This window comes from Nocardia sp. NPDC059229, assembly GCF_042754165.1.
In the GTDB taxonomy this organism is placed as follows: domain Bacteria; phylum Actinomycetota; class Actinomycetes; order Mycobacteriales; family Mycobacteriaceae; genus Nocardia.
Genome location: NZ_JBHZAK010000006.1, coordinates 100,925 through 126,794 on the forward strand (window position 1 = coordinate 100,925; position 25,870 = coordinate 126,794).

General features: G+C 68.5%; 23 protein-coding genes. 12 read left to right on the plus strand and 11 right to left on the minus strand.

Annotated features, from left to right (window positions below; all coding sequences use genetic code 11):
• Positions 1-192: 192 nt before the first annotated feature.
• Genes ACFXHE_RS15945 through ACFXHE_RS15955 form a run of 3 tightly spaced genes read left to right on the plus strand, consistent with a single transcriptional unit; the run spans position 193 to position 2,531 of the window.
• The gene (locus ACFXHE_RS15945) at positions 193-1,140 is read left to right on the plus strand and encodes a trypsin-like serine peptidase (protein WP_379383636.1); all 948 of its coding nucleotides are present in this window, start codon (positions 193-195) and stop codon (positions 1,138-1,140) included.
• Between the two features lie 19 nt (positions 1,141-1,159).
• A complete protein-coding gene (locus ACFXHE_RS15950; protein ID WP_379383638.1) occupies positions 1,160-2,206 on the plus strand; it encodes a M4 family metallopeptidase in 1,047 nt (348 codons plus the stop codon).
• 25 nt (positions 2,207-2,231) lie between these two features.
• Positions 2,232-2,531: a protealysin inhibitor emfourin gene (locus tag ACFXHE_RS15955; RefSeq protein ID WP_379383640.1), complete on the plus strand. Its 300-nt coding sequence runs from the start codon at positions 2,232-2,234 to the stop codon at positions 2,529-2,531.
• A 26-nt stretch (positions 2,532-2,557) separates the two neighbouring features.
• Here ACFXHE_RS15955 and ACFXHE_RS15960 read toward each other — a convergent pair whose 3' ends face one another.
• The 4 genes from ACFXHE_RS15960 to ACFXHE_RS15975 all read right to left on the minus strand — a co-directional run bounded on the left by ACFXHE_RS15960 (position 2,558) and on the right by ACFXHE_RS15975 (position 6,917).
• The gene (locus tag ACFXHE_RS15960; protein ID WP_379383642.1) at positions 2,558-3,310 is read right to left on the minus strand and encodes a metal-dependent transcriptional regulator; all 753 of its coding nucleotides are present in this window, start codon (positions 3,308-3,310) and stop codon (positions 2,558-2,560) included.
• Positions 3,311-3,393: 83 nt separating this feature from the next.
• Complete coding sequence (locus ACFXHE_RS15965; RefSeq protein ID WP_379383644.1) at positions 3,394-4,500, minus strand: sulfite oxidase; 1,107 nt, start codon at positions 4,498-4,500, stop codon at positions 3,394-3,396.
• A gap of 120 nt (positions 4,501-4,620) precedes the next feature.
• Positions 4,621-5,358, minus strand: coding sequence for a hypothetical protein (locus tag ACFXHE_RS15970; RefSeq protein WP_379383646.1), 738 nt, complete (start codon positions 5,356-5,358; stop codon positions 4,621-4,623).
• A 59-nt stretch (positions 5,359-5,417) separates the two neighbouring features.
• Positions 5,418-6,917, minus strand: a complete 1,500-nt coding sequence (locus tag ACFXHE_RS15975; RefSeq protein ID WP_379384168.1) for an HD domain-containing phosphohydrolase — start codon at positions 6,915-6,917, stop codon at positions 5,418-5,420.
• Positions 6,918-7,157: 240 nt separating this feature from the next.
• Between ACFXHE_RS15975 and ACFXHE_RS15980 the strand changes: the two genes are divergently transcribed.
• The 5 genes from ACFXHE_RS15980 (at position 7,158) to ACFXHE_RS16000 (ending at position 14,425) form a co-directional block, all read left to right on the plus strand.
• The gene (locus ACFXHE_RS15980) at positions 7,158-8,117 is read left to right on the plus strand and encodes a bifunctional riboflavin kinase/FAD synthetase (RefSeq protein ID WP_379383648.1); all 960 of its coding nucleotides are present in this window, start codon (positions 7,158-7,160) and stop codon (positions 8,115-8,117) included.
• Positions 8,118-8,248: 131 nt separating this feature from the next.
• Entirely contained in the window at positions 8,249-8,518 is a 270-nt protein-coding gene (rpsO, locus tag ACFXHE_RS15985) for a 30S ribosomal protein S15 (protein ID WP_040859570.1), read from the plus strand.
• Between the two features lie 419 nt (positions 8,519-8,937).
• Positions 8,938-11,199 (plus strand): polyribonucleotide nucleotidyltransferase, encoded by a 2,262-nt coding sequence (locus tag ACFXHE_RS15990; protein WP_379383651.1) that lies wholly within the window; start codon positions 8,938-8,940, stop codon positions 11,197-11,199.
• 85 nt (positions 11,200-11,284) lie between these two features.
• Positions 11,285-12,625, plus strand: a complete 1,341-nt coding sequence (locus ACFXHE_RS15995; RefSeq protein WP_379384170.1) for a M16 family metallopeptidase — start codon at positions 11,285-11,287, stop codon at positions 12,623-12,625.
• A gap of 84 nt (positions 12,626-12,709) precedes the next feature.
• The gene (locus ACFXHE_RS16000; RefSeq protein ID WP_379383652.1) at positions 12,710-14,425 is read left to right on the plus strand and encodes a protein kinase; all 1,716 of its coding nucleotides are present in this window, start codon (positions 12,710-12,712) and stop codon (positions 14,423-14,425) included.
• A 23-nt stretch (positions 14,426-14,448) separates the two neighbouring features.
• Here ACFXHE_RS16000 and ACFXHE_RS16005 read toward each other — a convergent pair whose 3' ends face one another.
• The 3 genes from ACFXHE_RS16005 to ACFXHE_RS16015 form a co-directional block, all read right to left on the minus strand.
• Positions 14,449-14,898, minus strand: a complete 450-nt coding sequence (locus ACFXHE_RS16005; RefSeq protein WP_379383654.1) for a type II toxin-antitoxin system VapC family toxin — start codon at positions 14,896-14,898, stop codon at positions 14,449-14,451.
• The gene (locus ACFXHE_RS16010) at positions 14,888-15,157 is read right to left on the minus strand and encodes a type II toxin-antitoxin system Phd/YefM family antitoxin (RefSeq protein ID WP_379383656.1); all 270 of its coding nucleotides are present in this window, start codon (positions 15,155-15,157) and stop codon (positions 14,888-14,890) included. Before ACFXHE_RS16010 ends, ACFXHE_RS16005 begins: the two co-directional genes overlap by 11 nt.
• A 127-nt stretch (positions 15,158-15,284) precedes the next feature.
• On the minus strand, positions 15,285-15,602 hold the full coding sequence (locus ACFXHE_RS16015; protein ID WP_379383658.1) for an ArsR/SmtB family transcription factor: 318 nt from the start codon (positions 15,600-15,602) through the stop codon (positions 15,285-15,287).
• A gap of 93 nt (positions 15,603-15,695) precedes the next feature.
• On the opposite strand from ACFXHE_RS16015, the gene ACFXHE_RS16020 reads away from it, so the two are divergent.
• From ACFXHE_RS16020 to ACFXHE_RS16030, 3 genes are all read left to right on the plus strand, one after another.
• Positions 15,696-16,940, plus strand: a complete 1,245-nt coding sequence (locus ACFXHE_RS16020; protein WP_379383660.1) for an MFS transporter — start codon at positions 15,696-15,698, stop codon at positions 16,938-16,940.
• Positions 16,941-17,221: 281 nt separating this feature from the next.
• Positions 17,222-18,634 (plus strand): pentapeptide repeat-containing protein, encoded by a 1,413-nt coding sequence (locus tag ACFXHE_RS16025; RefSeq protein WP_379383662.1) that lies wholly within the window; start codon positions 17,222-17,224, stop codon positions 18,632-18,634.
• A 121-nt stretch (positions 18,635-18,755) separates the two neighbouring features.
• On the plus strand, positions 18,756-19,472 hold the full coding sequence (locus ACFXHE_RS16030; RefSeq protein WP_379383664.1) for a hypothetical protein: 717 nt from the start codon (positions 18,756-18,758) through the stop codon (positions 19,470-19,472).
• A gap of 6 nt (positions 19,473-19,478) precedes the next feature.
• On the opposite strand, the gene ACFXHE_RS16035 is transcribed toward ACFXHE_RS16030, so the two are convergent.
• The gene (locus ACFXHE_RS16035; protein WP_379383666.1) at positions 19,479-20,135 is read right to left on the minus strand and encodes a class I SAM-dependent methyltransferase; all 657 of its coding nucleotides are present in this window, start codon (positions 20,133-20,135) and stop codon (positions 19,479-19,481) included.
• 75 nt (positions 20,136-20,210) lie between these two features.
• On the opposite strand from ACFXHE_RS16035, the gene ACFXHE_RS16040 reads away from it, so the two are divergent.
• Positions 20,211-21,326 (plus strand): alcohol dehydrogenase catalytic domain-containing protein, encoded by a 1,116-nt coding sequence (locus tag ACFXHE_RS16040; protein ID WP_379383667.1) that lies wholly within the window; start codon positions 20,211-20,213, stop codon positions 21,324-21,326.
• A 21-nt stretch (positions 21,327-21,347) separates the two neighbouring features.
• On the opposite strand, the gene ACFXHE_RS16045 is transcribed toward ACFXHE_RS16040, so the two are convergent.
• The 3 genes from ACFXHE_RS16045 to ACFXHE_RS16055 form a co-directional block, all read right to left on the minus strand.
• Positions 21,348-24,587, minus strand: coding sequence for a protein kinase (locus ACFXHE_RS16045; protein WP_379383669.1), 3,240 nt, complete (start codon positions 24,585-24,587; stop codon positions 21,348-21,350).
• Between the two features lie 150 nt (positions 24,588-24,737).
• Positions 24,738-25,505 (minus strand): hypothetical protein, encoded by a 768-nt coding sequence (locus ACFXHE_RS16050; protein ID WP_379383671.1) that lies wholly within the window; start codon positions 25,503-25,505, stop codon positions 24,738-24,740.
• A 16-nt stretch (positions 25,506-25,521) separates the two neighbouring features.
• Entirely contained in the window at positions 25,522-25,803 is a 282-nt protein-coding gene (locus tag ACFXHE_RS16055; protein ID WP_379383673.1) for an alpha/beta hydrolase, read from the minus strand.
• Between the last annotated feature and the right edge of the window lie 67 nt (positions 25,804-25,870).

Below are 25,870 nucleotides of genomic sequence, written 5' to 3' on the forward strand. Positions count from 1 at the left end.
GCCGAGTACTCATGCCCTTCGGGTCGGACCGGCTCACCCTGTAGAGGGGCGAAACGGGCCCATCCATTACCGGCCTCGGGGGTGAGGGGGCTGTGGCTACTCGCGGCCTCCGAACTCATTCTCCGGCTGGGTCATTCGATGATCCCGCAGATTCGACCCTGCTGGAAACCGCCCGAAGAGGAGACCACCACAATGAGCACATCACGCGACAACGAGAACTACGTGGTCGGATCCGGCCCGGCCGAAATGGCCGGCGTCGAGGCCGGCGAAGAATACTGGACGCCCGAACGCCGAGCCGCGGCCATTCCGGTTCCGCTGCCGCGGGAGCGTAAGGCCGCGCAGCCCCGGCAGGCGATCGCACCGCAGCCATCCGGAAAGGCCGGACATACTCCGGCGGGTCACAATGGAACCGCACGCGCACACCGAGATTCGGGCCATGGCGGCACCAGCGACGCCGACCCGGTACTGAACCCGCTCGCCTACCCGTACACCGCCTGCGGCAAGCTCTTCTTCACCCAGAACAGCGGCAACTTCGCCGGATCGGCGGCGTTCGTCGCGCCGAACGTCCTGCTCACCGCCGGCCACTGCGTCTTCGGCAATGGCAACTGGTCCACCAATCTGGCGTTCTTCCCGTCCTATCCCAGTCGCGCCACCTCGGACCCGGCCTACCGCTTCAACTACAACTCTGCCGCGGCCTGGACGGCGTGGACTCAGCGCGGGGACCGCGCCTTCGACTACGGAATGATCTGGTTCGACAGCGCCCCGGGAAATCAGGTGGGCTGGCTGGGGCTGTTGTGGAACGCCGCCACCGCGGGCCGGGTCTGGGACGCGGTCGGCTACCCCGCGACACCCAGCCCGCCGTTCGACGGCAACAAGATGGACGAGGCCCTGGGCACGGTGCAATCCGGTTCGACCACCGGCACCATCGGGCTGAGCAACGACAATATGGAGCACGGCAGCAGCGGCGGACCGTGGATCACCGATTTCAACGGTTCAGCGCGCCAATATGCGAACGGGCTGCAGAGTTTTCACATCAACGACGGCGACACGGTGGAATACGGACCGTACTTCACCCAGGACGTCAAGGGCCTGCTCGACTGGATCTCCGATCCGGCGAACCGCAGCCTCGTTCGCGCCTGAGAACCAAGGGGGAGACATCATGAGAAGGCATTCGCTCGCCTGCATTCTGCCGCCCGACCTGCTGGTCTCGCTGGCGAGGGAGGCGACGCACGAGCAGCGGTTGGCGGTCTTGACGGCCCTGGACCGGGACAGTTCCTTCCGGCAAGCTCGTGCCGAGGCCGCGGCCCGGCTCGTCGCGCCCGTCCGGCTCGCGCTGGCCGCCGCCGGCGGCACCCCGCACCGCTGGATCTACGACCAGCGGCACTCGGAGAGCCCGGGTCCGGGCACACTGGTCCGGCACGAGGGCGACCCGCCGTCCGGGGACGCCTCCGTCGACGCGGCATATGACGGCTTCGGCGCTACCTACTCGCTGTATTGGGATGTGTTTCAACGAGATTCGATCGACGGCCAGGGAATGCCGATCGCCGGGCTGGTGCATTACGGCACCGCCTTCGACAACGCGTTCTGGGACGGTCAGGGGCGCATGTTCTTCGGCGACGGTGACGGCCAGATCCTGACCGACACCACCCGGGGAATCGACGTGATCGGCCACGAGCTGACCCACGGCGTCACCCAGCACGAAGCGAACCTGATCTACTCGGGCGAGTCGGGTGCGCTGAACGAATCGATCTCCGACGTGTTCGGGTCGCTGGTCAAGCAGTACCACCTGGGCCAGAACGCCGCGCAGGCGGACTGGCTCATCGGCGGCGACATCGTGGGGCCGTTGCTGACACCGGCGTTGCGGTCGATGAAAGCACCGGGCACCGCCAACAAGCATGACAATCAGCCGGCGGACATGGCCCACTTCGTGCAGACCACCTCGGACAACGGGGGCGTCCACATCAACTCCGGAATCCCCAACCGCGCGTTCGCCGTCACCGCCCTCACGATCGGCGGACCGGCATGGCAGGCGCCGGGCACGATCTGGTACGAAACCCTCAACGACCCGAGGCTCAAGCCCAACAGCACCTTCACCGGCTTCGCGACCCTCACGTTGAAGAACGCGCGCACCCGCTTCGGCGCCACGAGTAGCGAAACGGACGCGGTGCGGGCCGGCTGGGACGCGGTGAAGGTTCCGGTGCAGTGATCGCATCGGGACTACGCTCGTTCGTATGTCGCCGATACGCATCGCATATCGACGGTCGGGTGGGCTGGCCGGTCTGGACTTGACCGCCGAGGTCGATGCCGCCGACCTGCCGCCCGGCGACGCCACGATCGCGGCGGGACTTCTCACCGGCGACCCCGCCGGATCGGCCGGGACCGGTGTTCCCGATGGGTTCAGCTACGAGGTCACCGTCAGCGACGGAACCCGGACTCGGACGTATCGATGGAGTCAGCCGTACGTGCCCGCCGAGGTCTCCTCGCTGCTCGCGGCCCTCACCTCCCGGGCGACTCCGGCCGCGCCCGCCTGACCGCGACGGAGTTGCCGGCCGCCCGGTCAGTGCGCTTCGCTGAGCCAGATCGCTTCGGCCGCAATGCTTCCGAGGTCGATCGTGCGTTCGTCGACCTGCACCGCGATGGTGCCCGCGAAATCGCGCCGCTCCACCACGGCGATGGGTGTGTCCAGGGCGATGCCGAGCGAATCGAAGTAGCGCAGCATGGCCGGATCGGAGTCGGAAATCCGTGCCACCCGGCCGGATTCGCCGGCGTCGAAATCACTGAGCTGGCGGGCCGGGGGAGTGGGCACCGCGCCGTCCACCGACGGGATCGGGTCCCCGTGCGGATCCCGGTCGGGGTGGCCGAGTTTGGCGTCGATGCGATCCATGAGCGTCTCCGAGACGGCGTGCTCGAGCACCTCGGCCTCATCGTGCACCTCGTCCCAGCCGTAGCCGAGTTCATTGACCAGGAAGGTCTCGATGAGCCGGTGCCGGCGCACCATGGCGATCGCGGCGCGGCGGCCGTCCTCGGTGAGCGTGATGGCCCCGTAGCGGGCGTGTTCGACCAGCCCCTGGTCGGCGAGCTTGCGGACGGCCTCGGACACCGTGGAGGCGGAGACGCCGATCTTCTCGGCGAGCAGCTTGGTCGACACCTTCTCCTGCGACCACTCCTGCGCCGTCCAGATCACTTTCAGATAGTCCTGGGCGACCGAGGACAGCACCGGGGCGACGGTCGTGGTCTTGCTGTGGGGTTCGGAAGGTGCGGACGGATCGGCCAGCTCACGGCGGGTGGCGATGTCTCGTTTTCCGGGCACGTACCCGAGCTTAGGCACACCTCGCGCGGTTTCACACATCGGCGCGCTCGCTGGTAGGGAGCACGGTTCGGCGGGCGGGTCCGCTATCGCGTGACGTGGATCGGCACACAGTGGACAGCGTTTGCCCCGTACCCCAACCGATTCCATGCGGGCTCGTCGGGCTGGGTGTGGCCGGCCGCATCCGTCGCCCGCACCCGCACGGTCGTCGGTCCGGGGGCATCGACAGAGGCGACGAGATCCCATTCACGCCAGCTGTCCGGCAGTTGCCTCCCCGGCAATCGAGCCTGCTGCCAGCTCCCTCCGCCGATCGAGACCTCGACGCCGGTGATCGGGGCGAGCCCGGACCAGGCGACACCCTGGATGGTGAGCGGTCCGGGGCGTACCACGGCGTTCGACGCAGGAACCGTGATCACGGACCGTACTCGCAGCAGGCGCACCGGCTCGGTGACGACTTGCTCTCCGCGTTCCCACTCGTAGCAGTACTTTTCGGTCTGGAAGTACCCGGCGAACCGATGGTCGAGGACCTCGATGTCGGTGAGCCACTTCACCGATGCCACGCCGTACCAGCCCGGAACGACCAGCCGGAGCGGGCGGCCGTGGAGGGCCGATAGCGGCTCACCGTTCATGGCGTAGGCGAGCAACGCCCCGCTGTGCCGGGCATCGGTCAGGTCGAGGCTGCGCTCGTAGCGGATCGTTCCCGAATGCCGGTCGACAGGCCCGCTGTCCGCACCGCGGAACACCACCTCGCATGCTCCGGGCGCGGGACCCGCCTGCGCGAGCACCTCGAGCAGGGGCACTCCGGTCCATTCCGCGGTGCCGACCGCGCCGAGTCCCCACTGCTCTCCCGGCGTCGGTGGGTCCAGGGCCGCTCGGCCGTTGCCGGCGCACTCGAGGGTGACAATCCGTGTCTGCGACGGCATTCGGCGCAGGTCCGGCAGAGTCCACGTCGACGGATGTGTGACATGCCCGGTGACCCGAAGCCGCCAGTCGCCCGGGTCGAGATCCGGAATCCGGAAATGATTCCGCTTGTAGAACCGCGCGTTCGGAGTGACGCCGCCCCCCAATTCGGAAACCGGCGTCTCGGCATTGAGCGGGTCGCGGCTCATCACGACCAGGCCCGCCGCTACGGCTTGTCGGTGGGCCGACCGAGGGCTGATCAAGGGTATGACCGGGCCGGTAGTCCAGGTCATCGAGGCGCACTCCTGACCTTTGGGTTCAATTCCCGCAGGCCCTAACCTACCGGCGCCGGAACGATCCGGGTGCCGAAATTGCGGTCTTCGAACATCGATGACCGACGGTGTCGCCCGCGATCACGCCGCGGCGGCAGGGGCCAGGTGTCTGGCCGGGTCGAATGATTCGAACGCGGCTTTCGCGACGACGAACACGCCGCGTTGCGGCAGCCAGAAATCGCCGAGCCGCTGCTGCTCCGGCAGCGGAGCGGGTGCGCCGAGATCGACTCCGCGCATCCGCGCCCGGCTGGCGGAGACGAGCCACATCAGCATCGGTCCGGCCGCGAAGTGCTGCCCGTTCGGGGCGGTTCCGCTCATGCGGATATGCCCGACCTGCAGCATCGGGCCCACGCCCTTGGCCATGATCCGGTGACAACGGTCGCTGCGCCATACCGCGGCCGGGGTGTGGTGTCCCACGGCACTCAGCAGGCGGGTGCGGCCGGTGGCCTCCAGGTCGATCCGCCACTCGAGAATGCCGGGAATCCGGGCCTCCAAGGAGTACGGGCCGACCCACTCGATATCGATCGGGGTGCGGACCGTGGTGGCCGAGCCGCCGTCGGAGAAGTACCGGGCACAGCTGAGTTCCGGCGCCACGTCGGAGTAGAAGGTCCAGTCGCCTGCCGGGTTCCGGTGCCACACAGCGCGATAGCCCGCACCGATCGACGTGGCGGCGAAATGCCGCAGTGCCAGGTAGTCCCCGGTTTCGAACGGCACACCCATCACGCCGTAACCGGCGAGCCGTTCGTCCGTGCCAGGCCAGAGCGCCGGCCGGTCGAGCATCGCCTGCGACGCGGTTCTGGGGTTCTTGATGGTCGTCATGGAACGATCGTCGTCGGGACGACCCGGGTGGTCATGGGGCATTCGCCCCCTTTTCCGGTTCACAGTGACACCGGGCTGACCATGCCGTGCTGCGTCGCGAACAGGCTCGCCCCGACCCGGTTCGTGACCCCGATCTTGCTGTAGATGTGTTCGACGTGATTGCGGACCGTCTTCTCCGAAACGCCGAGGGCCTTCGCGATCTCCCGATTCGATCGACCCCGGGCCACGTTGATCAGTACCTCGGTTTCCCTGGGGGTCAGACCGGACGGGCGTGCGGGTCGCCGGGACCGCCGGTGTCCCGCGGCTTCCAGCACCGTCTCGACCGCGGTCGGTTCGAGTTGCCCGGCAGCTGCGTCGCGGCGCAGCCGGCGAGCAGCCTGGTCGGGGTCGAGGGCCACCCGATACGGTCGCGGTTCCCGCGAGCTGTGGTACTTCACCGCGGCTGCGAGCAGCCGGTCGTTCACGGAGAGCGCGCCGCCGGCGAGACCGTTCGGGTACCCCGAGCCGTCCAGGTGTTCGTGATGCCGTTCCGCGACGGCTCGGACCGCCTCGAGACCGCGCACTCGGCTCAGGATCCGGCCGGTCAGGTAGGGGTGCATCTGCGCGCGTTCCCATTCGGAGGCGGTGAGCGGTCCCGGTTTCTCCCAGATGTGGTTGGACACGCCGATGCGGCCGAGGTCGTGGACATACCCTGCCCGGCGCATCAGGTCCGCATCCGCCGGGCCCAGTCCGGCGCAGCTCGCCGCGGCATGCGCCAGGTCGGCCACCCCACGCGAATGACCAAGGGTGAAGGGACATTTCAGGTCGACGAAGTCGCCGAGCGCCTGCAGCAGCGTATCGAGTTCGGCGCCGGTGACGATCCGGTCCGGATCGGGCAGTGCAGCCGCGGCCGCCGGCCACGCGTCGTCCGGCAGGCCGAGCAGATCCCGTGCCGAGCCGGCGAGGACGGACACCAGGTGCGGGTCGAGCTGTCCGCCGCTTCGGCTGCGGGCCACCGTGATCGCCGCTTCGACGCCGTCGGCGCGATGGGGCACCTCGACGACATCGGCGAGCTGGACGACCCGCATCACGATCGGGATGTCGGTGCCCGCGACTCCGTTCGGCAGTCCACGCCCGTCCCACCGTTCGAAGGCGAAACGCAGCGCGGAGGCGACCTCCTCGCCCAGGCCGAACTGCTCGGCCAGCAGCGATGCGGAAGCGCAGTGCGAGCGCACCAGTTTGCCGAGGTTGCCCCTGGCGTCCTTGAACAACGTCGCGCCGATCTGCGCCCGCTTGCCCACCGGCAACCCGCGTCCGACATTGCGGAGCAAGAAGCGGAGATACGGTAATCCCGACCAGTCGACCGCGAAGCTGTCGTGGCGAACCGTGATGTCGTCGCCGAACCAGTGGGCGTACTCGTGCGAATCGGCATGGCATCCGATCCACATCAGCAGCGACGTGTGAAAGACGGCCGACCGCTCCTCCTCGGTCAGGCGCAGCAGATCGGCAAGCCGGGTCCCGATGACGGCGGACCGCAGCATGTGTTCCATCGGCTGGCCCAAACCCAGATCGATCGCCATCGAAAGTGCCGCCAAGATCTCTCTTCTGGAAACAAACGGCGCCACGATCGTCTCCTGTCGTCGCGCCTACCGACGCTACGCCGACGACTCCAGCACTGGTTCATCTCCGGGTGGGCCACGCCGGCCGGCGGACCGGCGGGCGGGCCGGAGTGGTGAACGCAGGGTGACGGACATGCTTCCGGCCGTGAAGATCCGCACCGCCGAATATTGTCTGTGACGCGCTTTGCGTAGGCTTCCCGTGTGCAGAGATGGCGAAGTCTCGAGGAGATGCCCGCGGACTGGGGCCGGTGTGTCCTCACCATCGGGGTGTTCGACGGCGTGCATCGCGGTCACGCCCAGCTCATCAGCCGTGCGGTGAAATCCGCTGCGGTGCGGGGCGTTCCGTCGGTGCTCATGACGTTCGACCCGCACCCGGTCGACGTGGTGCGGCCCGGTGCGCATCCGGCGCAGCTGTCCACCCTGGACCGGCGCGCGGAACTGGTCGAGGAACTCGGCATCGACGTGTTCGTGGTGATGCCCTTCACCCGTGACTTCATGAAGCTCACCCCCGAGGAGTACGTCGAGGAACTGCTCGTGGACCGGCTGCACGTGGCCGAGGTCGTGGTGGGCGACAACTTCACCTTCGGCAAGCAGGCCGCCGGCACCGTCGACACCATGCGCGAGCTCGGCAGCCGCTACGGCTTCGACGTCGACGGCGTGCAGCTGCTCGGCGAGCACGCCGTCACCTTCTCCTCCACCTACATTCGCGGCTGCCTGGCCGAGGGCAATGTGGGCGCGGCCGCCGAGGCGCTGGGCCGCCCGCATCGCGTCGAGGGCGTCGTCGTGCACGGCGACGGCCGCGGCAAGGGCCTGGGTTTCCCGACCGCCAATGTGGCCCCGACCATGCACGCCGCCATCCCCGCCGACGGGGTGTACGCGGGCTGGTTCACCGCCCTCGAACCCGGCGACCCGCTGGCCGGCGAGCGCCACATGGCCGCCATCTCGGTCGGCACCAACCCGACCTTCGACGGCCGCAACCGCACCGTCGAGCCCCATATCCTCGACTTCGACGCCGACCTCTACGGCAAGCACGTGGCCGTGGACTTCGTCGAGCAGCTGCGCGGCATGCGGAAGTTCGGGTCCATCGAGGAGCTGGTCGAGGCCATCGGCAAGGACGTCGACCAGGCCCGCAAGGTCCTCGACGACGAGACCGGCGAATAGGGCTCCCCGGGGCCGATTTCCGCTACCACGGGCGCTCCGGTAAGCTGTCACGTCGGGTTTGCTGCGGTCCGCGGCGGCGCCCAACCGGCTTCGTCCGGTCCCTCGAGCGCGGACTGAAACAAGGAGTATCTGTGGCTCTCACCACTGAGCAGAAGTCGGCGATCCTCGCCGAGTACGGCGTGCACGAGAAGGACACCGGTTCCCCGGAGGCGCAGATCGCGCTGCTGTCCAAGCGGATCGCCGACATCACCGAGCACCTCAAGAAGCACAAGCACGACCACCACACCCGCCACGGCCTGATGGCGCTGATCGGTCGTCGCAAGCGGCTCTCGAAGTACCTGCAGGACAAGGACATCGAGCGTTACCGTTCGCTGATCGAGCGTCTCGGCCTGCGTCGCTGACCCAAGCCGCGGACCCTCGGCGTGGCGAGGTGACACACCTCGCCGGCAGAGGTAGTTGACGAACCGGCCAACGAGGAGGCATAGAATCTCCTCGTTGGCCTTTCGTATATGTGGCCGTGGATCCCCACGAGGGGGAGGATCGGCCGGGTATACGCCAACACGAGCCGTATGCACCCGTCGCGTGGCGTCGGTCTTCGGTAGTGGCTTTTCGGGGCGCGAAGTGAGATGAACCATGCGCGCCCGGAGGGCTTCGATCGATGACCGCCTCCGCGTCGCCGTATCCAAGGGGATAGGGCCGGGTGTGCGCGCTGTGGCCAGGAGGGCTGCCGCGCGCCCATGCCGGGTACGGCTCATGAGCCGGGTCGCACGTGATCGATGCGTGCTGGACCCGGCGAAGACGAGAGGTTGAGATAACAAAGATGTCCGACACCCAGACCAGTTCCGCCGCCGAGGTCGAGCCCGGCGTTTTCGAGTCCGTCGCCCTGATCGACAACGGCAGCTACGGCACTCGCACCATTCGTTTCGAGACCGGCCGCCTGGCCAAGCAGGCCGCCGGTTCCGTCGTCGCCTACCTCGACGACGAGACCATGCTGCTGTCGGCCACCACGGCCTCCAAGCAGCCCAAGGACCAGTTCGACTTCTTCCCGCTGACGGTGGACGTCGAGGAGCGCATGTACGCCGCGGGCCGCATCCCCGGCTCGTTCTTCCGTCGTGAGGGTCGCCCCTCGACCGACGCCATCCTGACCTGCCGCCTGATCGACCGGCCGCTGCGTCCGTCCTTCGTCGACGGCCTGCGCAACGAGATCCAGGTCGTCGTCACCGTCATGTCGCTGGATCCGAAGGATCTGTACGACGTGGTCGCGATCAACGCCGCCTCGGCGTCCACCCAGATCGCGGGCCTGCCGTTCTCCGGCCCGGTCGGCGGCGTGCGCGTCGCGCTGATCGAGGGCCAGTGGGTCGCCTTCCCGACCGTGGAGCAGCTCGAGGGCGCCGTGTTCGACATGGTCGTCGCGGGCCGCGTGGTCGACGGTGACGTCGCCATCATGATGGTCGAGGCCGAGGCCACCGACAATGTGCTCGCGCTGATCGCCGACGGCGCCTCCGCGCCGACGGAAACCGTTGTGGCCGAGGGACTCGAGGCCGCCAAGCCGTTCATCGCGCGCCTGTGCAAGGCGCAGTCGGACCTGGCTGCCCTGGCGGCCAAGCCGACCGAAGAGTTCCCGATCTTCCTGCCGTACCAGCCCGACGCCTACGAGGCCGTCGAGGGCACCGCCAAGCGCGAGCTGAACGAGGCGCTGTCCATCGCGGGCAAGCAGGAGCGCGAGGAGAAGATCGACGAGATCAAGCTCTCCGTGCTCTCCGAGCTGGCCGAGTCCTTCGAGAGCCGCGAGAAGGAACTGGGCGCCGCCTTCCGCTCGGTCACCAAGAAGCTTGTGCGCCAGCGCATCCTGACCGACAGCTTCCGCATCGACGGCCGCGGCCTGGCCGACATCCGCGCGCTGTCCGCCGAGGTCGCCGTGGTGCCGCGCGCCCACGGTTCGGCGCTGTTCGAGCGTGGCGAGACCCAGATCCTGGGTGTCACCACCCTGGACATGGTGAAGATGGCGCAGCAGGTCGACTCGCTCGGCCCGGAGACCTCCAAGCGCTACATGCACCACTACAACTTCCCGCCGTTCTCCACCGGTGAGACCGGTCGCGTGGGCTCGCCCAAGCGCCGCGAGATCGGCCACGGCGCGCTCGCCGAGCGCGCGCTGGTGCCGGTGCTGCCGTCGCAGGAGGAGTTCCCCTACGCCATCCGTCAGGTGTCGGAGGCGCTGGGCTCCAACGGTTCCACCTCGATGGGCTCGGTCTGCGCCTCGACCCTGTCGCTGCTGAACGCCGGTGTGCCGCTGAAGGCCCCGGTCGCCGGTATCGCCATGGGCCTGGTGTCGGACACCGTGAAGAACGACAAGGGTGAGGACGAGGTCCGCTATGTGGCCCTCACCGACATCCTGGGCGCCGAGGATGCCTTCGGCGACATGGACTTCAAGGTCGCCGGTACCCGCGAGTTCGTCACCGCCCTACAGCTGGACACCAAGCTCGACGGCATCCCGTCCAAGGTGCTGGCCGGTGCGCTGAACCAGGCCAAGGACGCGCGCCACACCATCCTGGACGTGATGGCCGAGGCCATCGCCACCCCGGACGAGATGAGCCCCTACGCTCCGCGCGTCACCGCCATCAAGATCCCGGTGGACAAGATCGGCGAGGTGATCGGACCCAAGGGCAAGGTCATCAACCAGATCACCGAGGACACCGGCGCCAACATCTCCATCGAGGACGACGGCACCGTGTTCGTCGGCGCGACCGACGGCCCGTCGGCGCAGGCCGCGATCGACGCGATCAACGCCATCGCCAACCCGCAGCTGCCGAAGGTCGGCGAGCGCTTCCTGGGCACGGTCGTCAAGACCACTGCCTTCGGCGCGTTCGTCTCGCTGCTGCCGGGCCGCGACGGTCTGGTCCACATCTCGAAGCTGGGCAACGGCAAGCGCGTCGCCAAGGTCGAGGACGTGGTCAACGTGGGTGACAAGATCCGCGTGGAGATCGCCGACATCGACAACCGCGGCAAGATCTCGCTGGTGCCGATCGACGAGGATTCGGACAACTCCGAAGCCTCTGCTGCGGCCGACGCGAACGCAGAGTAATTATTTCTCTGTGACGAAGAAGCAGTCCGCGGTGCGCGCGGGTTCCGCGCGCGCCGCGACAGACACGGCCCCCTTGCTCCGGAATCTGGAGCAGGGGGGCTCTTCACTGGTGGTTGCCCAGAATCAAGCGCCCGCAACGGATATCGGCGTGCGCCGCACCGTGCTGCCCGGCGGTCTACGGGTGGTCACCGAGCATGTGCCGGGCGTGCGCTCGGCGTCGATCGGCGTGTGGGTCGGGGTCGGCTCGCGCGACGAGGGCCCGACCGTGGCCGGCGCCGCGCACTTCCTCGAGCATCTGCTGTTCAAGGCGACGCCCTCGCGCTCGGCGCTGGATATCGCGCAGGCCATGGACGCGGTCGGCGGTGAGCTGAACGCCTTCACCGCCAAGGAGCAGACCTGCTACTACGCGCACGTGCTGGACGAGGATCTGCCGCTCGCGGTGGACCTGGTCACCGACGTGGTGATGAACGGGCTGTGCCGCGCCGAGGACGTGTCGGTGGAACGGCAGGTCGTGCTGGAGGAGATCTCCATGCGCGACGACGATCCCGAGGACATCGTCGGCGACACCTTCCTCACCGCGCTGTTCGGTGATCATCCGATCGGCCGCCCGGTGATCGGCAGTGTCGAGACCATCGAGGCCATGCAGGCCCAGCAGCTGCGCTCGTTCCACCAGCGCCGCTACCGGCCCGACCGCATGGTGGTGGCGGTGGCCGGCAATATCGAGCACGAGCACACCGTCGAACTGGTGTACCGCGCCTTCGGGAATCGGCTCGAATCCGGGATGGAACCCGCGCCGCGGCGCGAGGGCCGGTTCCGGCCGCGCGGCAATCCGGAGCTGCTGCGCATCCAGCGCGACAGCGAGCAGGCGCATCTGGTGTTCGGCACCCGCGCCTTCGGCCGGCACGAGGGCGAGAAGCGCTGGCCGCTGTCGGTGCTCAACACGGTGCTGGGCGGCGGGCTGAGTTCGCGTCTGTTCCAGCGCATTCGGGAGGAGCGCGGCCTGGCGTACTCGGTGTACTCCAGCGTCGACACCTTCGCCGACACCGGCGCGTTCTCGGTCTACCTCGGCTGCCAGCCCGAAAACCTCGGCCGTGTCGCGAGTTTGGCGCGCGGGGTGCTCGAGGAGGTGGCCGCCGACGGCATCACCGACGCCGAATGCGCTCGCGCCAAGGGTTCGCTGCGGGGCGGTCTGGTGCTGGGGCTGGAGGATTCCGGCTCGCGCATGAACCGGATCGGCCGCTCGGAACTCAGCTACGGCAACCACCGCAGCGTGTCCGAAACCCTCGCTCGCATAGACGAAGTCACCACCGACGAGGTCTCCCGGATCGCTGCCGCCCTGCTCGCCCGCCCCTTCGGCGTCGCGGTGGCCGGACCCTACCGCCGCACCCGCGACCTGCCCGCCGCCGTGCGTCATCTCGTGGACTGAGATCGCTACTCGGCAGTAGTCCCGCCTGGCCGGTGAGGTATGTCCGTTAGTGGCTATGATCACCTCGCCGGAATGGGAGGGGTTGTGCTTTCTCCAGGTGAGAACTTCGCCGGGTACGTGATCGAGCGAGAGCTGGGGCGCGGCGGCATGGGGGCCGTGTACCTGGCCCGGCATCCGCGGCTGCCCCGGTGGATCGCGCTGAAGGTGCTGAACTCGGAGTACCACGGCGACACCGCGACTCACACCCGCTTCGAACGCGAGGCCGACCTCGCCGCGCGGCTCAATCACCCCGGCGTGGTCACGGTGTACGACCGGGGTGTCGAGCACGGGCGGCTGTGGATCGCCATGCAGTACGTCGACGGCACCGAGGCCGAGGCGGTGACCGATATGCCGCCCGAGCGGGCGGTGGAGATCGTCACCGCCACCGCCGACGCCCTCGACTACGCGCACCGGGTGGGCGTGCTGCACCGAGATGTGAAGCCCGCCAATATCCTGCTGGCCCGCGAGACCCGGGAACAGCAGGCGGGGGTGCTGCTCACCGACTTCGGGATCGCGCGCCTGCAGGAGGACACCGGACGCCTCACCGGTTCCGGCTCGGTGATGGCGACGCTGGCCTACGCCGCACCGGAGCAGCTGCAGAATCACCCGGTCGACCACCGGTCGGACCAATACTCGTTGGCCTGCACGCTGTTTCGGCTGCTGACCGGGGTGCCGTTGTTCCCGGCCGCCGATCTCGGGGCCATCGTCAAGTCGCACCTGTACGACAGGCCGCCGTCGGTCGCGAGCCTGCGGCCCGGGCTGCCCACGGCGCTGGATCCGGTGCTGGCGCGGGCGCTGGCGAAGAATCCGGAAGAGCGATACCCGTCGTGTTCGGAATTCGCGGCGGCGGCGCAGCGGGCGCTGGCGGCCGGGGTCGCGGCGGGCTCGGGGCAAGCGCCCACGCGGGCGCGGGGCCCGGAAACCCCTGTCCGCCGTGCGAATTCACCGGCCGTCCGCCGCGGGAATCCGGGCGCGGTTCGATCGGCGCCGGTCGCGCGCCGGGCGGCGCCGGCGGAGACCTCGGGGCAGCGGCGGGTGTCACAGTCCTCGGTCGCATTGCGCTCGGGACGGCTGGTCGACATCCCGGACCTGTTCGAGCCGCCCACCGGCCGGCATCTGAAAGCGCCACCGGCGGAGGCGACTTCGCCGCGGTCGGTGCGCCGCTGGCCCGTCGGGGTGCGGACGGTGGCGCTGCTCGGCACCTGCCTGACGGCCGCGCTGGGACTGGCGGTCTTCCTGTTCACACCGTTGGGCAAGTCGGAGAAGCCGAAGGAGCCCGTCGCCGAGATCGGCGAGATCAGTGCGCAATTCCCGGGACTGGTTCCCCGGACGCCCGAGCTCGGTGCGGGTTATCGCGCCGCGAGTTGCCGGGTGGTGGATCACGACACCAAGGATTTCCTGCCGCCGTGGGCCTTCGAAGGGTGGTCGGCGGCCTGGGACTGCCAGTACTCGGCCGACCACGATGTCCGCGAGTACGTCCTGTTCGCATACGGCTCGGGCGCGGCGGCCCGCGCGGTGGCGAATCGAATCCGCCCGGCGGGCAGCACCTTCGAAAACCTCTCCTTCAAGGAGTACTGCGGCGCAAAGCAATACACCAATCTGCGCTTCGATTCCGTTCCGGACGTGCCCTCCACCGCCTTCGCCACCACCTTCTTCGACGATCCCGCGCGGGAGAAGTTCCTGCTGTACACCCGGGGCAATCCGGCCACCCCGAGCGGTGTGGTCGACTGGTGGAAGTCCCTGCCGCTCACCCGATCCTGATCGCTGCGGCCGCTATGCGACTGTCAGAGCGTGGGCCGACGGACCGGAACGACAGTCAGCAGCCTTTCGAGACCGATGTAGTCGTCTGGATTGGTGGTGAACAGGGGGAGACCCTCGGCAATCGCAATGGCCGCGATCATCAAGTCCGCGAATCGTCGGCGCGGCTTACGGCCGACGGAGATGACAGCGGCTGCCACCCGGCCGTAAATCCGAGCGGCTTCGGCGTCGAACGGGATCGGATCGAACTCGGCTTCTGCTCGCTGGAGAACCTCGAGCCGACGTGCCCGCTCTTCGTGTTCGTCGTACACGTTTTGTTCGTCGTTGCCACGTACCTCATGCGGTCCGGATGACAACTCGGCCAGAGTGACCGCGCTGATCGCCATCTGGGCGGGGAGCTCCGAAGGGTCGATATGACTGCGCAGAATCAATATGTTGGTGTCGAGCAACCCAGCTTCGAAGGGGTCACTGGTCATATGGGCTGCTCATCTCGGTGTCGAGGGCTGCGTCCTGATCGGCCCGGAAAGCGTCGAGGTCAATGCTGGGAGCGTTTCGAGACATCGCTGCGAACTGGTCCCGGCTGACGAATCGGCGCCGACGGCGAAGTGGGATCAGCTCCGCGATTCGGTGGCCATCGCGTACGACAGTGAACGATTGGCCGTCTTGGACCGCGTCCATAATCTCCTTCGACCTGTTGCGTAGGTCGCGCTGATTGATCTCAGGTTGAGCGGACATAGCTCCGAGGATACCGCCATGTAGCACTCGGTGCTACCGCGTGCTACATGGCGAAGAACCGTCGTTGTCGTTGAGCGGGCCCGGTCGTTTCGATCGGCGGGGTCGCTGGCGATCAGTCAGGGGGCTTCTACTGCGCGGCCTCGTCGTTCGCGGCGGCCAGTACTGCGGCGAGCAGGCCGGGGAGGGCGGTGTCCAGGTCGGTGGAGCGCAGGCGCAGGTGGGTGTTGCCGTCGATGGTGACGCGGGCGGTGACGCCGGCCTCGCGCAGGATCTTGAAGTGGTGGGCGGCGGTCGATTTGCTGACGCCGTCGTAGGTCAGGCTGCAGCGCAGCGGGGTGCCGGCATTGGCCAGGCGTCGGACGATCTCCAGGCGGATCGGGTCCTGTAGTGCGCCGAGCACCGCGGGCAGCGGGGCCACCGCGGGCAGCGCTTCGGTGTCGGGCATGAGCTACCTCACTCGGATAACTAGTTTGATAATCGTCGAACCCCGCGTAGGGTTTGGTTCGATCACAATCAAACTTACCTGATGGAGGGTTCGATGGCATCGGCAACGGTGGTTACGACTCGAGCCGAACAGGGCAGCCAGACCTGGGCCTACGCGCTCGTCCTCGCGGCCAGCGGTGTGGCACTGGGCGTTTCGGGCGCACCGGCCCCGCTGTACGGGATCTATCAGCAGAGCTGGCATTTCTCCCCGCTCACCACGACCTTCGTCTTCGCCGCCTACGCGGTCGCGGCGCTGGGCGCGGTACTGGTGTCGGGGCGGATCTCGGACGTGGTGGGCCGCAAGCCGGTCCTGCTGGGTGCGTTCGCGCTCATGATCGTGGGCCTGGTCGTGTTCCTGCTCGCCGACAATGTGGCCATGCTGCTGCTGGCCCGGGCGGTGCACGGGGCCGCGGTCGGCGCGACCGTGGTGGCGGGCGCGGCGGCACTGCTGGATCTGCGGCCGCAGCAGGGCGCGCGGTCCGGGCAGCTGTCCGGGGTGGCCTTCAATGTCGGTATGGCCGTGGCGATTCTGGGTTCGGCGGTGCTGGCCCAGTACGCGCCGCATCCGCTGCGCACGCCGTATGTGGTGATCACGCTGGTGTGCGTGCTCATCGCGGCGGGTGTGCTGGCGCTGCGGGAGCCGCACGGGGCGCGGCAGAAGCAGCGCATCACCATTGCCAAACCGGCTGTGCCGCAGGAGATCCGCGGTGACTTCTGGTTCTCGGCGCTGGGCGTGATGGCGGCCTGGTCGGTGCTGGGCGTGCTGCTGTCGCTGTATCCGTCGCTGGCCTCGGCCAAGACGGGCATCCACAATCTGGTCTTCGGCGGCGCGGTGGTGGCCTCGACAGCGACCGCGGGTGCGATCGCGCAGGCCATCGCGGGCGGGATTCCGGCCCGGCGCGCGGCCATTGCCGGCGATATCGGCATGGCGATCGCGCTGGTGATCACGATTCCGGCGCTGAACACCCACAACTGGGTGCTGGTGCTGCTGGCCGGATTCGCCCTCGGCGGCACCTTCGGGCTCGGCTTCGGTGGATCGCTGCGGCACCTGTCCAACGTTGTCCCGCAGCACAAGCGGGGCGAGACCATGTCGGCCTACTACCTGCTGGCCTACTCGGCCATGGCGGTGCCGACCGTGGTGGCGGGCTGGGCGGCCACCACCTGGGGGCTGAGCACGGTGTTCCCGTGGTTCGTGGTCGTGGTGGCGCTGGCGTGCCTGGGTGCCGCCGGTATCGGGCTGCGCCGCAATGCGGAGGCCGCGGAGGCGGAGGAGCCCGTGGAGGCGGCGACGGCCGCCTGACTTCCCGAATGGCCATGCCTGCGTCCGCCCGGTGACCGTGTGTCGCCGGGCGGACGCCGTATTCGGCACCAGGCGGATACGGCGCTGCTGCCGGTCGGATGCGGTGCTGCCGCCGCGTAGACTCTGTGCTGCTGCCGCGCAGATACACCACATTCTCGGTGAAACGGTTTGGTGTATCGCGATTTTCGGGTGCGCGAAGTCGCGGTGGAATTGTCGCATCCGATGCGTGACCGGGCCGGGGTCGCTATTCTTCGGCTATGCGGCGGTGGAGGTTCGGTGGGATGGTGAGCCGGACGGTACACCGGTCGGGTCTGATGGTGTCGGCTGTGGTGGCCGTGCTCGGCGGGCTCGCCGTCGCGGGCGTCACCTGGTGGGTGCTGTGGCACTTCCTGGGCGCGCGGGCCGAGACGCCGAATCAGCTGGATCTGAGCAAGATTTCGCTCGCCGTGACGGCGGGTGTCTTCGGAGCGGTCGCCCTGGTGGTCGCCTACCGGCGGCAGCGTGATGCCGAGCGCGGGCGCTTCGCCGATGTCTTCGGGGCCGCGGCCCGTCAGCTCGGGGATCCCGATGTGGCGGTGCGCATCGCCGGGGTCTACGCCATGGCCGGGGTGGCCGACGAATTCTCCGCCCGCTGGCGGCGGCAGCAGTGCGTGGATGTGCTGTGCGGGTACCTGCGGCTGCCGTATCAACCGGAGGAGGGGGCCAGCCACCTGGTCTCCAAATCGCAGCGCATCGAGGATCACGGCACGGCCGTGGAACGGGTGTACACGTATCGCCAGAACGACCGGCAGGTCCGCGACACGATCGTGCGGGTGATCGCGGAGCATCTGCGGCCGACGGCCGAAACACCATGGTGTGGCTGTGATTTCGACTTCTCCGACGCCGTGTTCGAAGACGCCGACTTCCGGCACGCAGTGTTCGCGGGCCGCAACACCCGCTTCACCAACGCCATGTTCCTCAGCGGCCGCACCGTGTCCTTCGAGCAGACGCGGTTCCTGGGGGAGCGGGTCACCTTCCGCGGGGCCATCTTCCGCAGTATGGCCGTCTTCGACCGGGCGGTCTTCGCGCACACCGAGGTCGGCCGGACCGATCGCGAGAATGCCGGAGCCACCTTCACCGAGGCCACTTTCGGTGGCGGCGTGAGTTTCGAGGGCGCGCAATTCCGCGGTGCGCGAACGGCATTCGACCGCGCTACCTTCGCGGGCGAGCCCGCCGTCTTCGCCGAGGCCGGCTTCGGCGCGGCCCTGACCACCTTCGAACGCGCCGTGTTCGACGGTGATCGGGTCAGCTTCGCCGGTGCCGAATTCACCGGCGCGCGGGTTACTTTCGCCGGTTCCCGCTTCTACTCCGAGTCCTGTTCCTTCGACGGCACCCGGCTGGGCGCGCAGGTGCGGTGGCGCACCGGCCGCACCCAGGAGGTGTCCTTCGCCCGGGCCGAGTACCACGGGAAGGTCTCCTTCGCCGATGCCGTGTTCGCGGGGCGGTCGGTGGTCTTCGCGGGTGGCGACTTCTTCGGCGACATCTCCTTCCGCCGCGTCTCCTTCGACGCCCGCGCCATCAGCTTCGAACAGCCCCGGGCATGGGTCGGCGTCCACTTCGACTGGGACGCCAGCCCCGCCACCAAACCGGCCAATATCACCCCGACGCCCTGGCCGCCCGCGCTCGCCGAGTCCACCACCGAACTCGCCTCCTGAGCCCGTCGCGGGCTGGTCGCCGGTTTTGCCCGAAGCTCACCGGTGGGATAGCTTGCAGACGAGTTGAGTTGAGACAGGGGATTGTGTGGTGGGGAGCCACGGCGTCGGTTGGGTTGCCGGTGTGGCGATGCTGCTGCTCTGCCTCGCGGCGATGGTCGCGAGCCGGGCGCGACGGACACCGTATCGGGCGAGCCGCGCGACGCGCGCGGTGGCCGCGGGCTCGGCCCTGGTCGGCTGGGTGCTGGTGTTCGGCGCGATGACCGCCATGATCTCGCCGCTGCCCCGGGACACTGTCGCGGGCAAGGCGATTGCCGCGCCACCGGAACTCGTACAGGCCGGGCTGCCGACCACCTCCGCCAAGCCCGACGCCCCCGATCCGATGGCCGCTCTGAAGGCGGGGGACTGCGTCGAGGTGCCCATCCAGCAGGCCAAGGACGCCACCGGCGCTCCGAGTTGGAAGGCCGGCTCGCCGGAGCCGTCGGACTGCAACTCGGTGGACGCGAACTACCGGGTGGTGCAGATCGGCCCGGACCCGTGCTCGGGCCCGCTGTACACGCTGGAATCCGCACCCAAGGACAAGACCGGCAAGGCCCGTTATCACCTGTGCCTGACCTTCGACTGGCGGACCGGGGTCTGCTACGACACCGCCGATATGGACGTCCCGTCCAAGGTCGCCTGCGGGACTCCGGGTGACCACATCGTGCAGGCGACCGCGGTGCTCGAGGGCACCACCTCGGGTGCGGGCTGTCCGCGCGACGGCCGTGGCGCTGTCTGGGTGGTCTGGAACAAACTCGAGCTCACCGTGTGCTTTCGCGGCGGCGACGACCCGGGGAAGTGACCGCGATTACCGCCCGCGCCGTCCGACGGTGATGATGTCGGGGATCAGCCACGACGGCAGCGGCCGGGTGATCTTGCGCTGATCGACGACCTCGAATCCGGCGTCCTGCAGCAGTTTCCGGGTTTCGCGCGGTGAGGGCGCGTGGGCCGGGAAGCGCGGGCTGCGGGTGAGCCGCTGAATGGGCCGGGAGGTCGGGCCGGAGGGATGCATGGTCGCGATGGCGACGAGCCCGCCGGGGGCCAGCACCCGATGGAATTCGCGCAGCGCGACCGGATGATCGAAGAAGTGGAAGGCGCTGGTGCTCACGACCGCGTCCAGTTCGCCCGCGGCGAAGGGCAGATGCTCCGCGGCGGCCTGCCGCCACTGCACGGCGGCGGAGCGGGCGCGGGCCTGGGCCAGCATGCCCGGCGAGGCGTCCACGCCGTAGACGGCCTCGGGGCGCAGTTCGCGCTGGATGCGGGCGGTGAGAATGCCGGTGCCGCAGCCGATGTCGGCGATGCGGCGCGATCCGGCGGTGCGGAGTTCGGCGAGGACCTGATCCTGCGGCGGGCGGTAGACGACCTGCTGCAGGGCGGCGGTGTCGTAGGCGCGGGCGACGTTGCCGAAGAACTGCGTCACCACATGATTGCAGGCTCGATTGCCGGTGGTCAGCGATGTGCTCATGGATGCTCCTGTCCGGCCTCCATGGAAGCAGATTTCGCACTGTCTGGGAAGGTGCGATGGAGTAGCGTCGGGCGCATGAGGATTCGTGGTGCCGTCCTGGAACGCATCGGGGCCCAGACGCCCTTCGCCGACTCGAAGCCGATCACCATCAGCGAGCTGGAGCTGGGCGAACCCGGACCCGGCGAACTGCTCGTCAAGATCGAGGCGGCCGGGCTGTGCCACTCGGATCTGTCCGTGGTCGACGGCAACCGGGTGCGGCCGGTGCCGATGCTGCTGGGCCACGAGGCATCCGGCCGCATCGAGGCGGTCGGCCCCGGCGAGAGCGACCTGCGCGTCGGCCAGCGGGTCGTCATGACCTTCCTGCCCCGCTGCGGCGAGTGCGCCGGCTGCGCCACCGACGGCCGCACCCCCTGCGAACCCGGCAGCCTCGCCAACAACGCGGGCGAATTGCTCGCCGGCGGAAGGCGGTTGCTGCGCGACGGCGCGGAAGTCCATCACCACCTGGGTGTTTCGGCCTTCGCCACGCATGCCGTCGTGGACCGCCGCTCGGTGGTCCCGGTCGACGACGATGTCCCACCCGAGGTGGCCGCCGTCCTCGGCTGCGCCGTCCTCACCGGCGGTGGCGCCCTGCTGAATTCGGCCAAACCCGGTCCCGCGGACCGCATCATGGTCGTCGGCCTCGGCGGCGTCGGTATGGCTGCCGTCCTGGTCGCCGCCGCCCTCCGCGCCGGCACCGACCGCGAGGTCATCGCAGTCGACACCGTCCCCGACAAACTGAAGACCGCCCTGGAACTCGGCGCCACTGCCGCCTACACCCCTCAGGAAATCGCCGCCGGCAATATCCAGGCCGAGGCGGTCATCGAAGCCGCGGGCAACATCCGAGCCTTCGAAACCGCCGTAGCCGCAACGGCTCCCGGCGGCGTCACCGTCACCGTAGGCCTCCCCGCTCCCGACGCCCGCGCCTCCATCTCCCCCCTCGCCCTGGTAGCCCAGGGCCGCGCGATCATCGGCAGCTACCTCGGCTCCGCCGTCCCCGCCCGCGACATCCCCGAATTCGTCCGCATGTGGCGCGCGGGCAACCTCCCCGTCGAACGCCTCGTCTCCTCCCATATCCGCCTCGAAGACATCAACGCCGCCATGGACGAACTGGCCGCCGGCCACGCCCTCCGACAGGTGATCCTCTTCGACTGACCCGCCTGATTCCGGCGCAGTTCAGAGTTCGGCCTGTTCGGCGGCCCATGCCGCAATCTGTGTGCGCGAGGTGAACCCCAGTTTGGTCAGGATATGTTCCACGTGTGCATTGGCGGTGCGTGGTGAAATCACCAGTCGGGCGGCGATCGCCCGGTTGGTCAGGCCTTCCGCAACGAGATCGGCGACCTGGCGCTCACGCTTGGTCAGTTTTCCTCCGGAACGCAGGGGCGGCGCGGCCGGTTCGGCTTGCTCGCCGAGCGCGAAGCCCGCTGCGGCATCGAAACCCATTGCGGCGCCTTCCTGATGGGCCGCCTCGAAGGCACGCGCGCCGAGCATCTCGCGACTGCGGCGGGTGAATTCCTCGTGGTAGACGAGCATATTGGGCAATATCGAGATGGAGCTGCCGCCGATGCGGCTGAGCGTATCGGCGGCGCCCAGCAGGGTAGCGGCGCGGCGGGCATCGCGCTGCTCGGTCGCGATCCAAGCCAGCGCCTCGAGACAGATGGTGGCGACGACCGGATCGGACACCAGTCGCGCCGCTCGAATTCCCTCCTGCAACAGAGATGTGGCGCGATCGGGCTCACCCGTTCGCCACACGGCGAATCCCATTGCCCACAGCACCCACGACCGATACACCGTCTCACCGGCGGATTCGGTAATCGCGAGCGCCTTCTCGAGCCCTGCGAGAGCCCGCGGGATGTCGCCCTGTTGCGCGTAGGCCCAGCCGAGCGAAATCCGGGCGTCCAGCTGTGATTTGAGGTCACCGGATGCCTCGTAGGTATCGATGGCATCGGCCAGCAGGGCGGTACCCGCACCAGCCGGATTGTCGGCTCCGCCCGTGAGAAAGTAGTTTCCCTTGGCGTGGGCGAGCAGGGCTGCGACCAGTGGGTCCGCCGTCTGCTCGGCCAGTGCCTCGAGCTGCGCCACATGCTCGGCGGCGGCCGGTAGGTCACCCTGCAGGACGGCCATCGTGGCGGCCCCACAGCGAGCCTTGGCCCGACCCAGCGGCTGTGCATCGGTCGATTGGGCCAGCACGCGCTCGTACCAGCGACGTCCCTCGCTGAGCCGCCCGCGCAATGTCCAGAACATGTACAGGGCGGTGACGATCCGCAACGCGGTTTCGCCCGACTCGGACAGGCTGAATTCCAGCGCTTTTCGCAGATTCGGCAGCTCCCGCTCCAACCGGGCAATCCACTGCAGCTGGTGCGGGCCGATCCATTCCGCTTCCACCTGGAGTGCCAACCGCTCGCACCAATCCCGATGCCGCCGAACGTATTCCGGGTATCTCCCGCTGTCCTCGGCCTGCTCTCTGCCGTATTCCTGAACGGTCTCGAGCATCCGGAAGCGGACCGTGCCCTCGGTTTCCTCGCGGATCAGGATCGACTTGTCCACCAGCGCGGACAAGGTGTCGAGCAATTGCGTCTCGGTCAGGTCGGTGCCGCACACCTGCTCGACCGCATCGAGCTCGAAAGTGCCTGCGAACACCGACAGCTGGTCCCACAACCGCTGCTCGGCCGGTGTGCACAGGTCATAGCTCCAGTCGATGCACCACCGCAGGGTCTGCTGCCGCATTGGGGCACCACGACTCCCGCGAGTCAACAGCGCATAGCGGTCGTCGAGCCGGGTCAGGATCTGCTCGGGCGACATCGTGCGGAGCCGGGCCGCGGCCAGCTCGATCGCCAACGGCAGCCCGTCGAGTCGAGTGCAGATCCCGGCCACGCTGAGCATGGAGTCATCGGTTACCTCGAAGCCCGGCACGGCCGCGGCGGCTCGCTCGGCGAACAATGTCACCGCGTCGTGGCGGGTCACCACGCGCAGCCCGGGTTTGCTCGCCATATCGGGAATCCCCAATGGCGGCACCACGAACACCGATTCCCCGCCGACGCCGAGTGCCTCTCGACTGGTCGCCAGAATCCGCACTTGCGGGCAGGTCCGTAGCAGCGATTCGGTCAGCGCTGCGACCGCTTCGATCATGTGCTCGCAGTTGTCCAGCACCAGCAGCAGATTGCGCTCGGACAAGAACTCCAAAAGCACCTCGAGCGTCGGCCGGGCACTCTGGTTTCGCAGACCGAGAGCGGTGGCCACGACGTCGACCAAAAGTGTTTCATCGTGCAGATCACTCAACTCGACCAATTGCACACCGGCGGTGAAATTTCGCTGCACCTTGTCGGCGACGTGCAGCGCGAGCCGTGACTTGCCGACCCCGCCGATACCGGTCAGCGTCACCAGACGTGACCCCGCCAGCAGGTTCTTGATGTCGGTCAGCTGGATCCGCCGATCGACAAAGCTGCTCAGCTCGAGCGGCAGGTTCGCGGTACGACTCTCCGCCGCGGGCACCGGCGTGACAACAGATGCGTGCTCGGCCGCTGGTTCGGGCGGCAGCGTCATCGCATCGACCCGGAAACCGTGATCGCGCTCTACCTGACGCAGTTGCTCGCCCAACTCCGCGGCGGTGGGGCGGCCGCGTGGTTCGCGGGACATGGCCGCCGCGATCACCGCGGAGACATCGTCGGGAATTCCTTGCTCCCGCAGATCCGGTACCGGTTGCTGGGTGATTCGCAGAAATTGCGCGACGACCTCCTCGCCGCTGCGGCGTTCGTAGGCCGCATGCCCGGTCAGCGCGCAGAACAGTGTGGCGCCCAGCCCGTACACATCCGAGGCCCGGCTCGGGGGGTCACCACCGAGGACCTCCGGTGCGGTGAACGCCGGTGATCCGGTGATCGTGCCGGTCGCGGTTTCGAATCCACCGGTGATGTGGGCGATCCCGAAATCGGTCAGGGCGGGCTCACCGTAGTCGGTGAGCAGGATGTTTCCCGGCTTGATATCGCGGTGCAGCACCTCGGCTCGATGCGCGGTTTCCAGCGCCCCGGCGATCTTCACCCCCAGGTGCAGCACCTCTGCCAGCGACAACGGACCGTCGCGGCGCAGGCGCGCATCCAGGGACCCGCGAGCGTGATAGGGCATGACCAGGTACGGGTGACCACCTGCGGTCTCACCGACCTCGAGCATGTCGACGATGTTCGGGTGCCCGGTCAGCCGCCCCATCGCACGCTGCTCGCGAAAGAAACGCTCCCGATTCTCGTCCAGCTCGCCGGTCAGCACCTTCACCGCGACCGTGCGACCCGCGGCCGGCTGGCTACAGCGGAACACCTCCCCGAAACCGCCCCGCCCGATCTCCACGGCCTCCTCGAAACCCGCAGCACGCAACTCCGTGACGACATCGACATCACGCTGCGTCATGAACAGATCTCTCTCGACCATCGGCCACTCGTGATCTCCCCACCGGGCACCAGCCACAATATCCCGACTGGTCCGTTCGCCGCACGCCGTTCGCCGTCTGGCGGAGGCGGTCTTCCCACCGTCGGCCGTACCGGTGTGGCGGCCGACGGTTTCGGGGACCGTCGTGGGTTGTTACTTGCTGGGGTTGGTGGCCTGTGCGGGGTCTTTGCAGTAGGCGAGGTCGGGCGGGCAGGGAGCAAGGATCGTGGAGAAGTATTGGATCGCGGAGAACAGCGTGATGGGCCCGCCGGCCACGACGAGTCCGGCCATCGTTCCGACGGCACCGAGGGTGGCGGCGCCCAGGACACAGCCCGCGATGGTGGCACCGACGAAGGGGACGAGCAGTGCCATGACGGGACTGGTGAGCACGGCACCGGCGGCCGCACCGACCAGACACCCGACGCCCGCGCCGAGTACAGCGCCGAGGACCGCGCTGACGGCGGCTCCGATGGCTGCGCGCTGGGCGAACACGCCGAGGGCTTGGTTGTCACGGGGAGTGAAGGATTCGGTGACCTGGGTGGCGGCCCGATCGGTGGTGATGGTCTGGTCGGGGGTGACGGCCTGCGCGGCCGGCACGGGTTGTCCGGCGGTCTTGTCGGGGGTGAGTGTTGCTGTGCCACCGTCGATTCGGGCGGCGATCGGGTAGGCGGTGTTGTCGATGCGGTAGGTGAGCGGGATCGCGGCGATCGGCCGGTCGGTGGCATCCTCGAGAACGAGTTGGTCTCCGGCGAGTTTCACGGCTCCGCCGCTGATGGTCAGCAGCACGGCATCGCCTTGACGCGTGACTTCGTAGTGGACGTCGGCATTTTCGGCGTGGCCGGGTTGCGGGGCGGCGTTGGCGGTCGCGGCGGTCAGCGCGAGGGCGGTCGCGGCGAGCACGGCGGTGGTGGTTTTCCTCATCGGGTGTTTCCTCGGTTCATCGGTGTACTTCCATGGTGGAAGGCTTTGTGCGCGAGACCAGTTCGGTCAGCAGCGAGGTGGCCCGCGGCCACGGCCCGTAGCCGGCGGCGGAGTCGAGGTGCCCGACCGGACCGAGATCGACCGGCCTGCTTCCCCAGGCTTCGGCCATCCCGGTCACTCGCCGGACGTTGGCGAACGGGTCGTTGGTCCTGGCCGCGAGAGTGGTTTGGAACGGCAGGCGACCGCGCGCGTTGAGCCCCGGGACGATGACGACGGCGGGCTCGGTGGAGAAGCTCAAATCGATGCTCCGGTAGGACTTTCAGGTGTTCGCGAGCTCGAGGTCAGATCACGGCTCCGCCGTTGGG

Coding starts and splice junctions, on each gene's coding strand:
- ACFXHE_RS15990 (WP_379383651.1), top strand. CDS start 8,938: ATGTCCGACACCCAGACCAGTTCCGCCGCCGAGGTCGAGCCCGGCGTT.
- ACFXHE_RS16020 (WP_379383660.1), top strand. CDS start 15,696: ATGGCATCGGCAACGGTGGTTACGACTCGAGCCGAACAGGGCAGCCAG.
- ACFXHE_RS16035 (WP_379383666.1), bottom strand. CDS start 20,135: ATGAGCACATCGCTGACCACCGGCAATCGAGCCTGCAATCATGTGGTG.
- ACFXHE_RS16010 (WP_379383656.1), bottom strand. CDS start 15,157: ATGTCCGCTCAACCTGAGATCAATCAGCGCGACCTACGCAACAGGTCG.
- ACFXHE_RS16015 (WP_379383658.1), bottom strand. CDS start 15,602: ATGCCCGACACCGAAGCGCTGCCCGCGGTGGCCCCGCTGCCCGCGGTG.
- ACFXHE_RS15955 (WP_379383640.1), top strand. CDS start 2,232: ATGTCGCCGATACGCATCGCATATCGACGGTCGGGTGGGCTGGCCGGT.
- ACFXHE_RS16005 (WP_379383654.1), bottom strand. CDS start 14,898: ATGACCAGTGACCCCTTCGAAGCTGGGTTGCTCGACACCAACATATTG.
- ACFXHE_RS15965 (WP_379383644.1), bottom strand. CDS start 4,500: ATGACCTGGACTACCGGCCCGGTCATACCCTTGATCAGCCCTCGGTCG.
- ACFXHE_RS15975 (WP_379384168.1), bottom strand. CDS start 6,917: ATGGCGATCGATCTGGGTTTGGGCCAGCCGATGGAACACATGCTGCGG.
- ACFXHE_RS15950 (WP_379383638.1), top strand. CDS start 1,160: ATGAGAAGGCATTCGCTCGCCTGCATTCTGCCGCCCGACCTGCTGGTC.
- ACFXHE_RS15970 (WP_379383646.1), bottom strand. CDS start 5,358: ATGACGACCATCAAGAACCCCAGAACCGCGTCGCAGGCGATGCTCGAC.
- ACFXHE_RS16050 (WP_379383671.1), bottom strand. CDS start 25,505: ATGAGGAAAACCACCACCGCCGTGCTCGCCGCGACCGCCCTCGCGCTG.
- ACFXHE_RS16045 (WP_379383669.1), bottom strand. CDS start 24,587: ATGGTCGAGAGAGATCTGTTCATGACGCAGCGTGATGTCGATGTCGTC.
- ACFXHE_RS15945 (WP_379383636.1), top strand. CDS start 193: ATGAGCACATCACGCGACAACGAGAACTACGTGGTCGGATCCGGCCCG.
- ACFXHE_RS16040 (WP_379383667.1), top strand. CDS start 20,211: ATGAGGATTCGTGGTGCCGTCCTGGAACGCATCGGGGCCCAGACGCCC.
- ACFXHE_RS16025 (WP_379383662.1), top strand. CDS start 17,222: ATGGTGAGCCGGACGGTACACCGGTCGGGTCTGATGGTGTCGGCTGTG.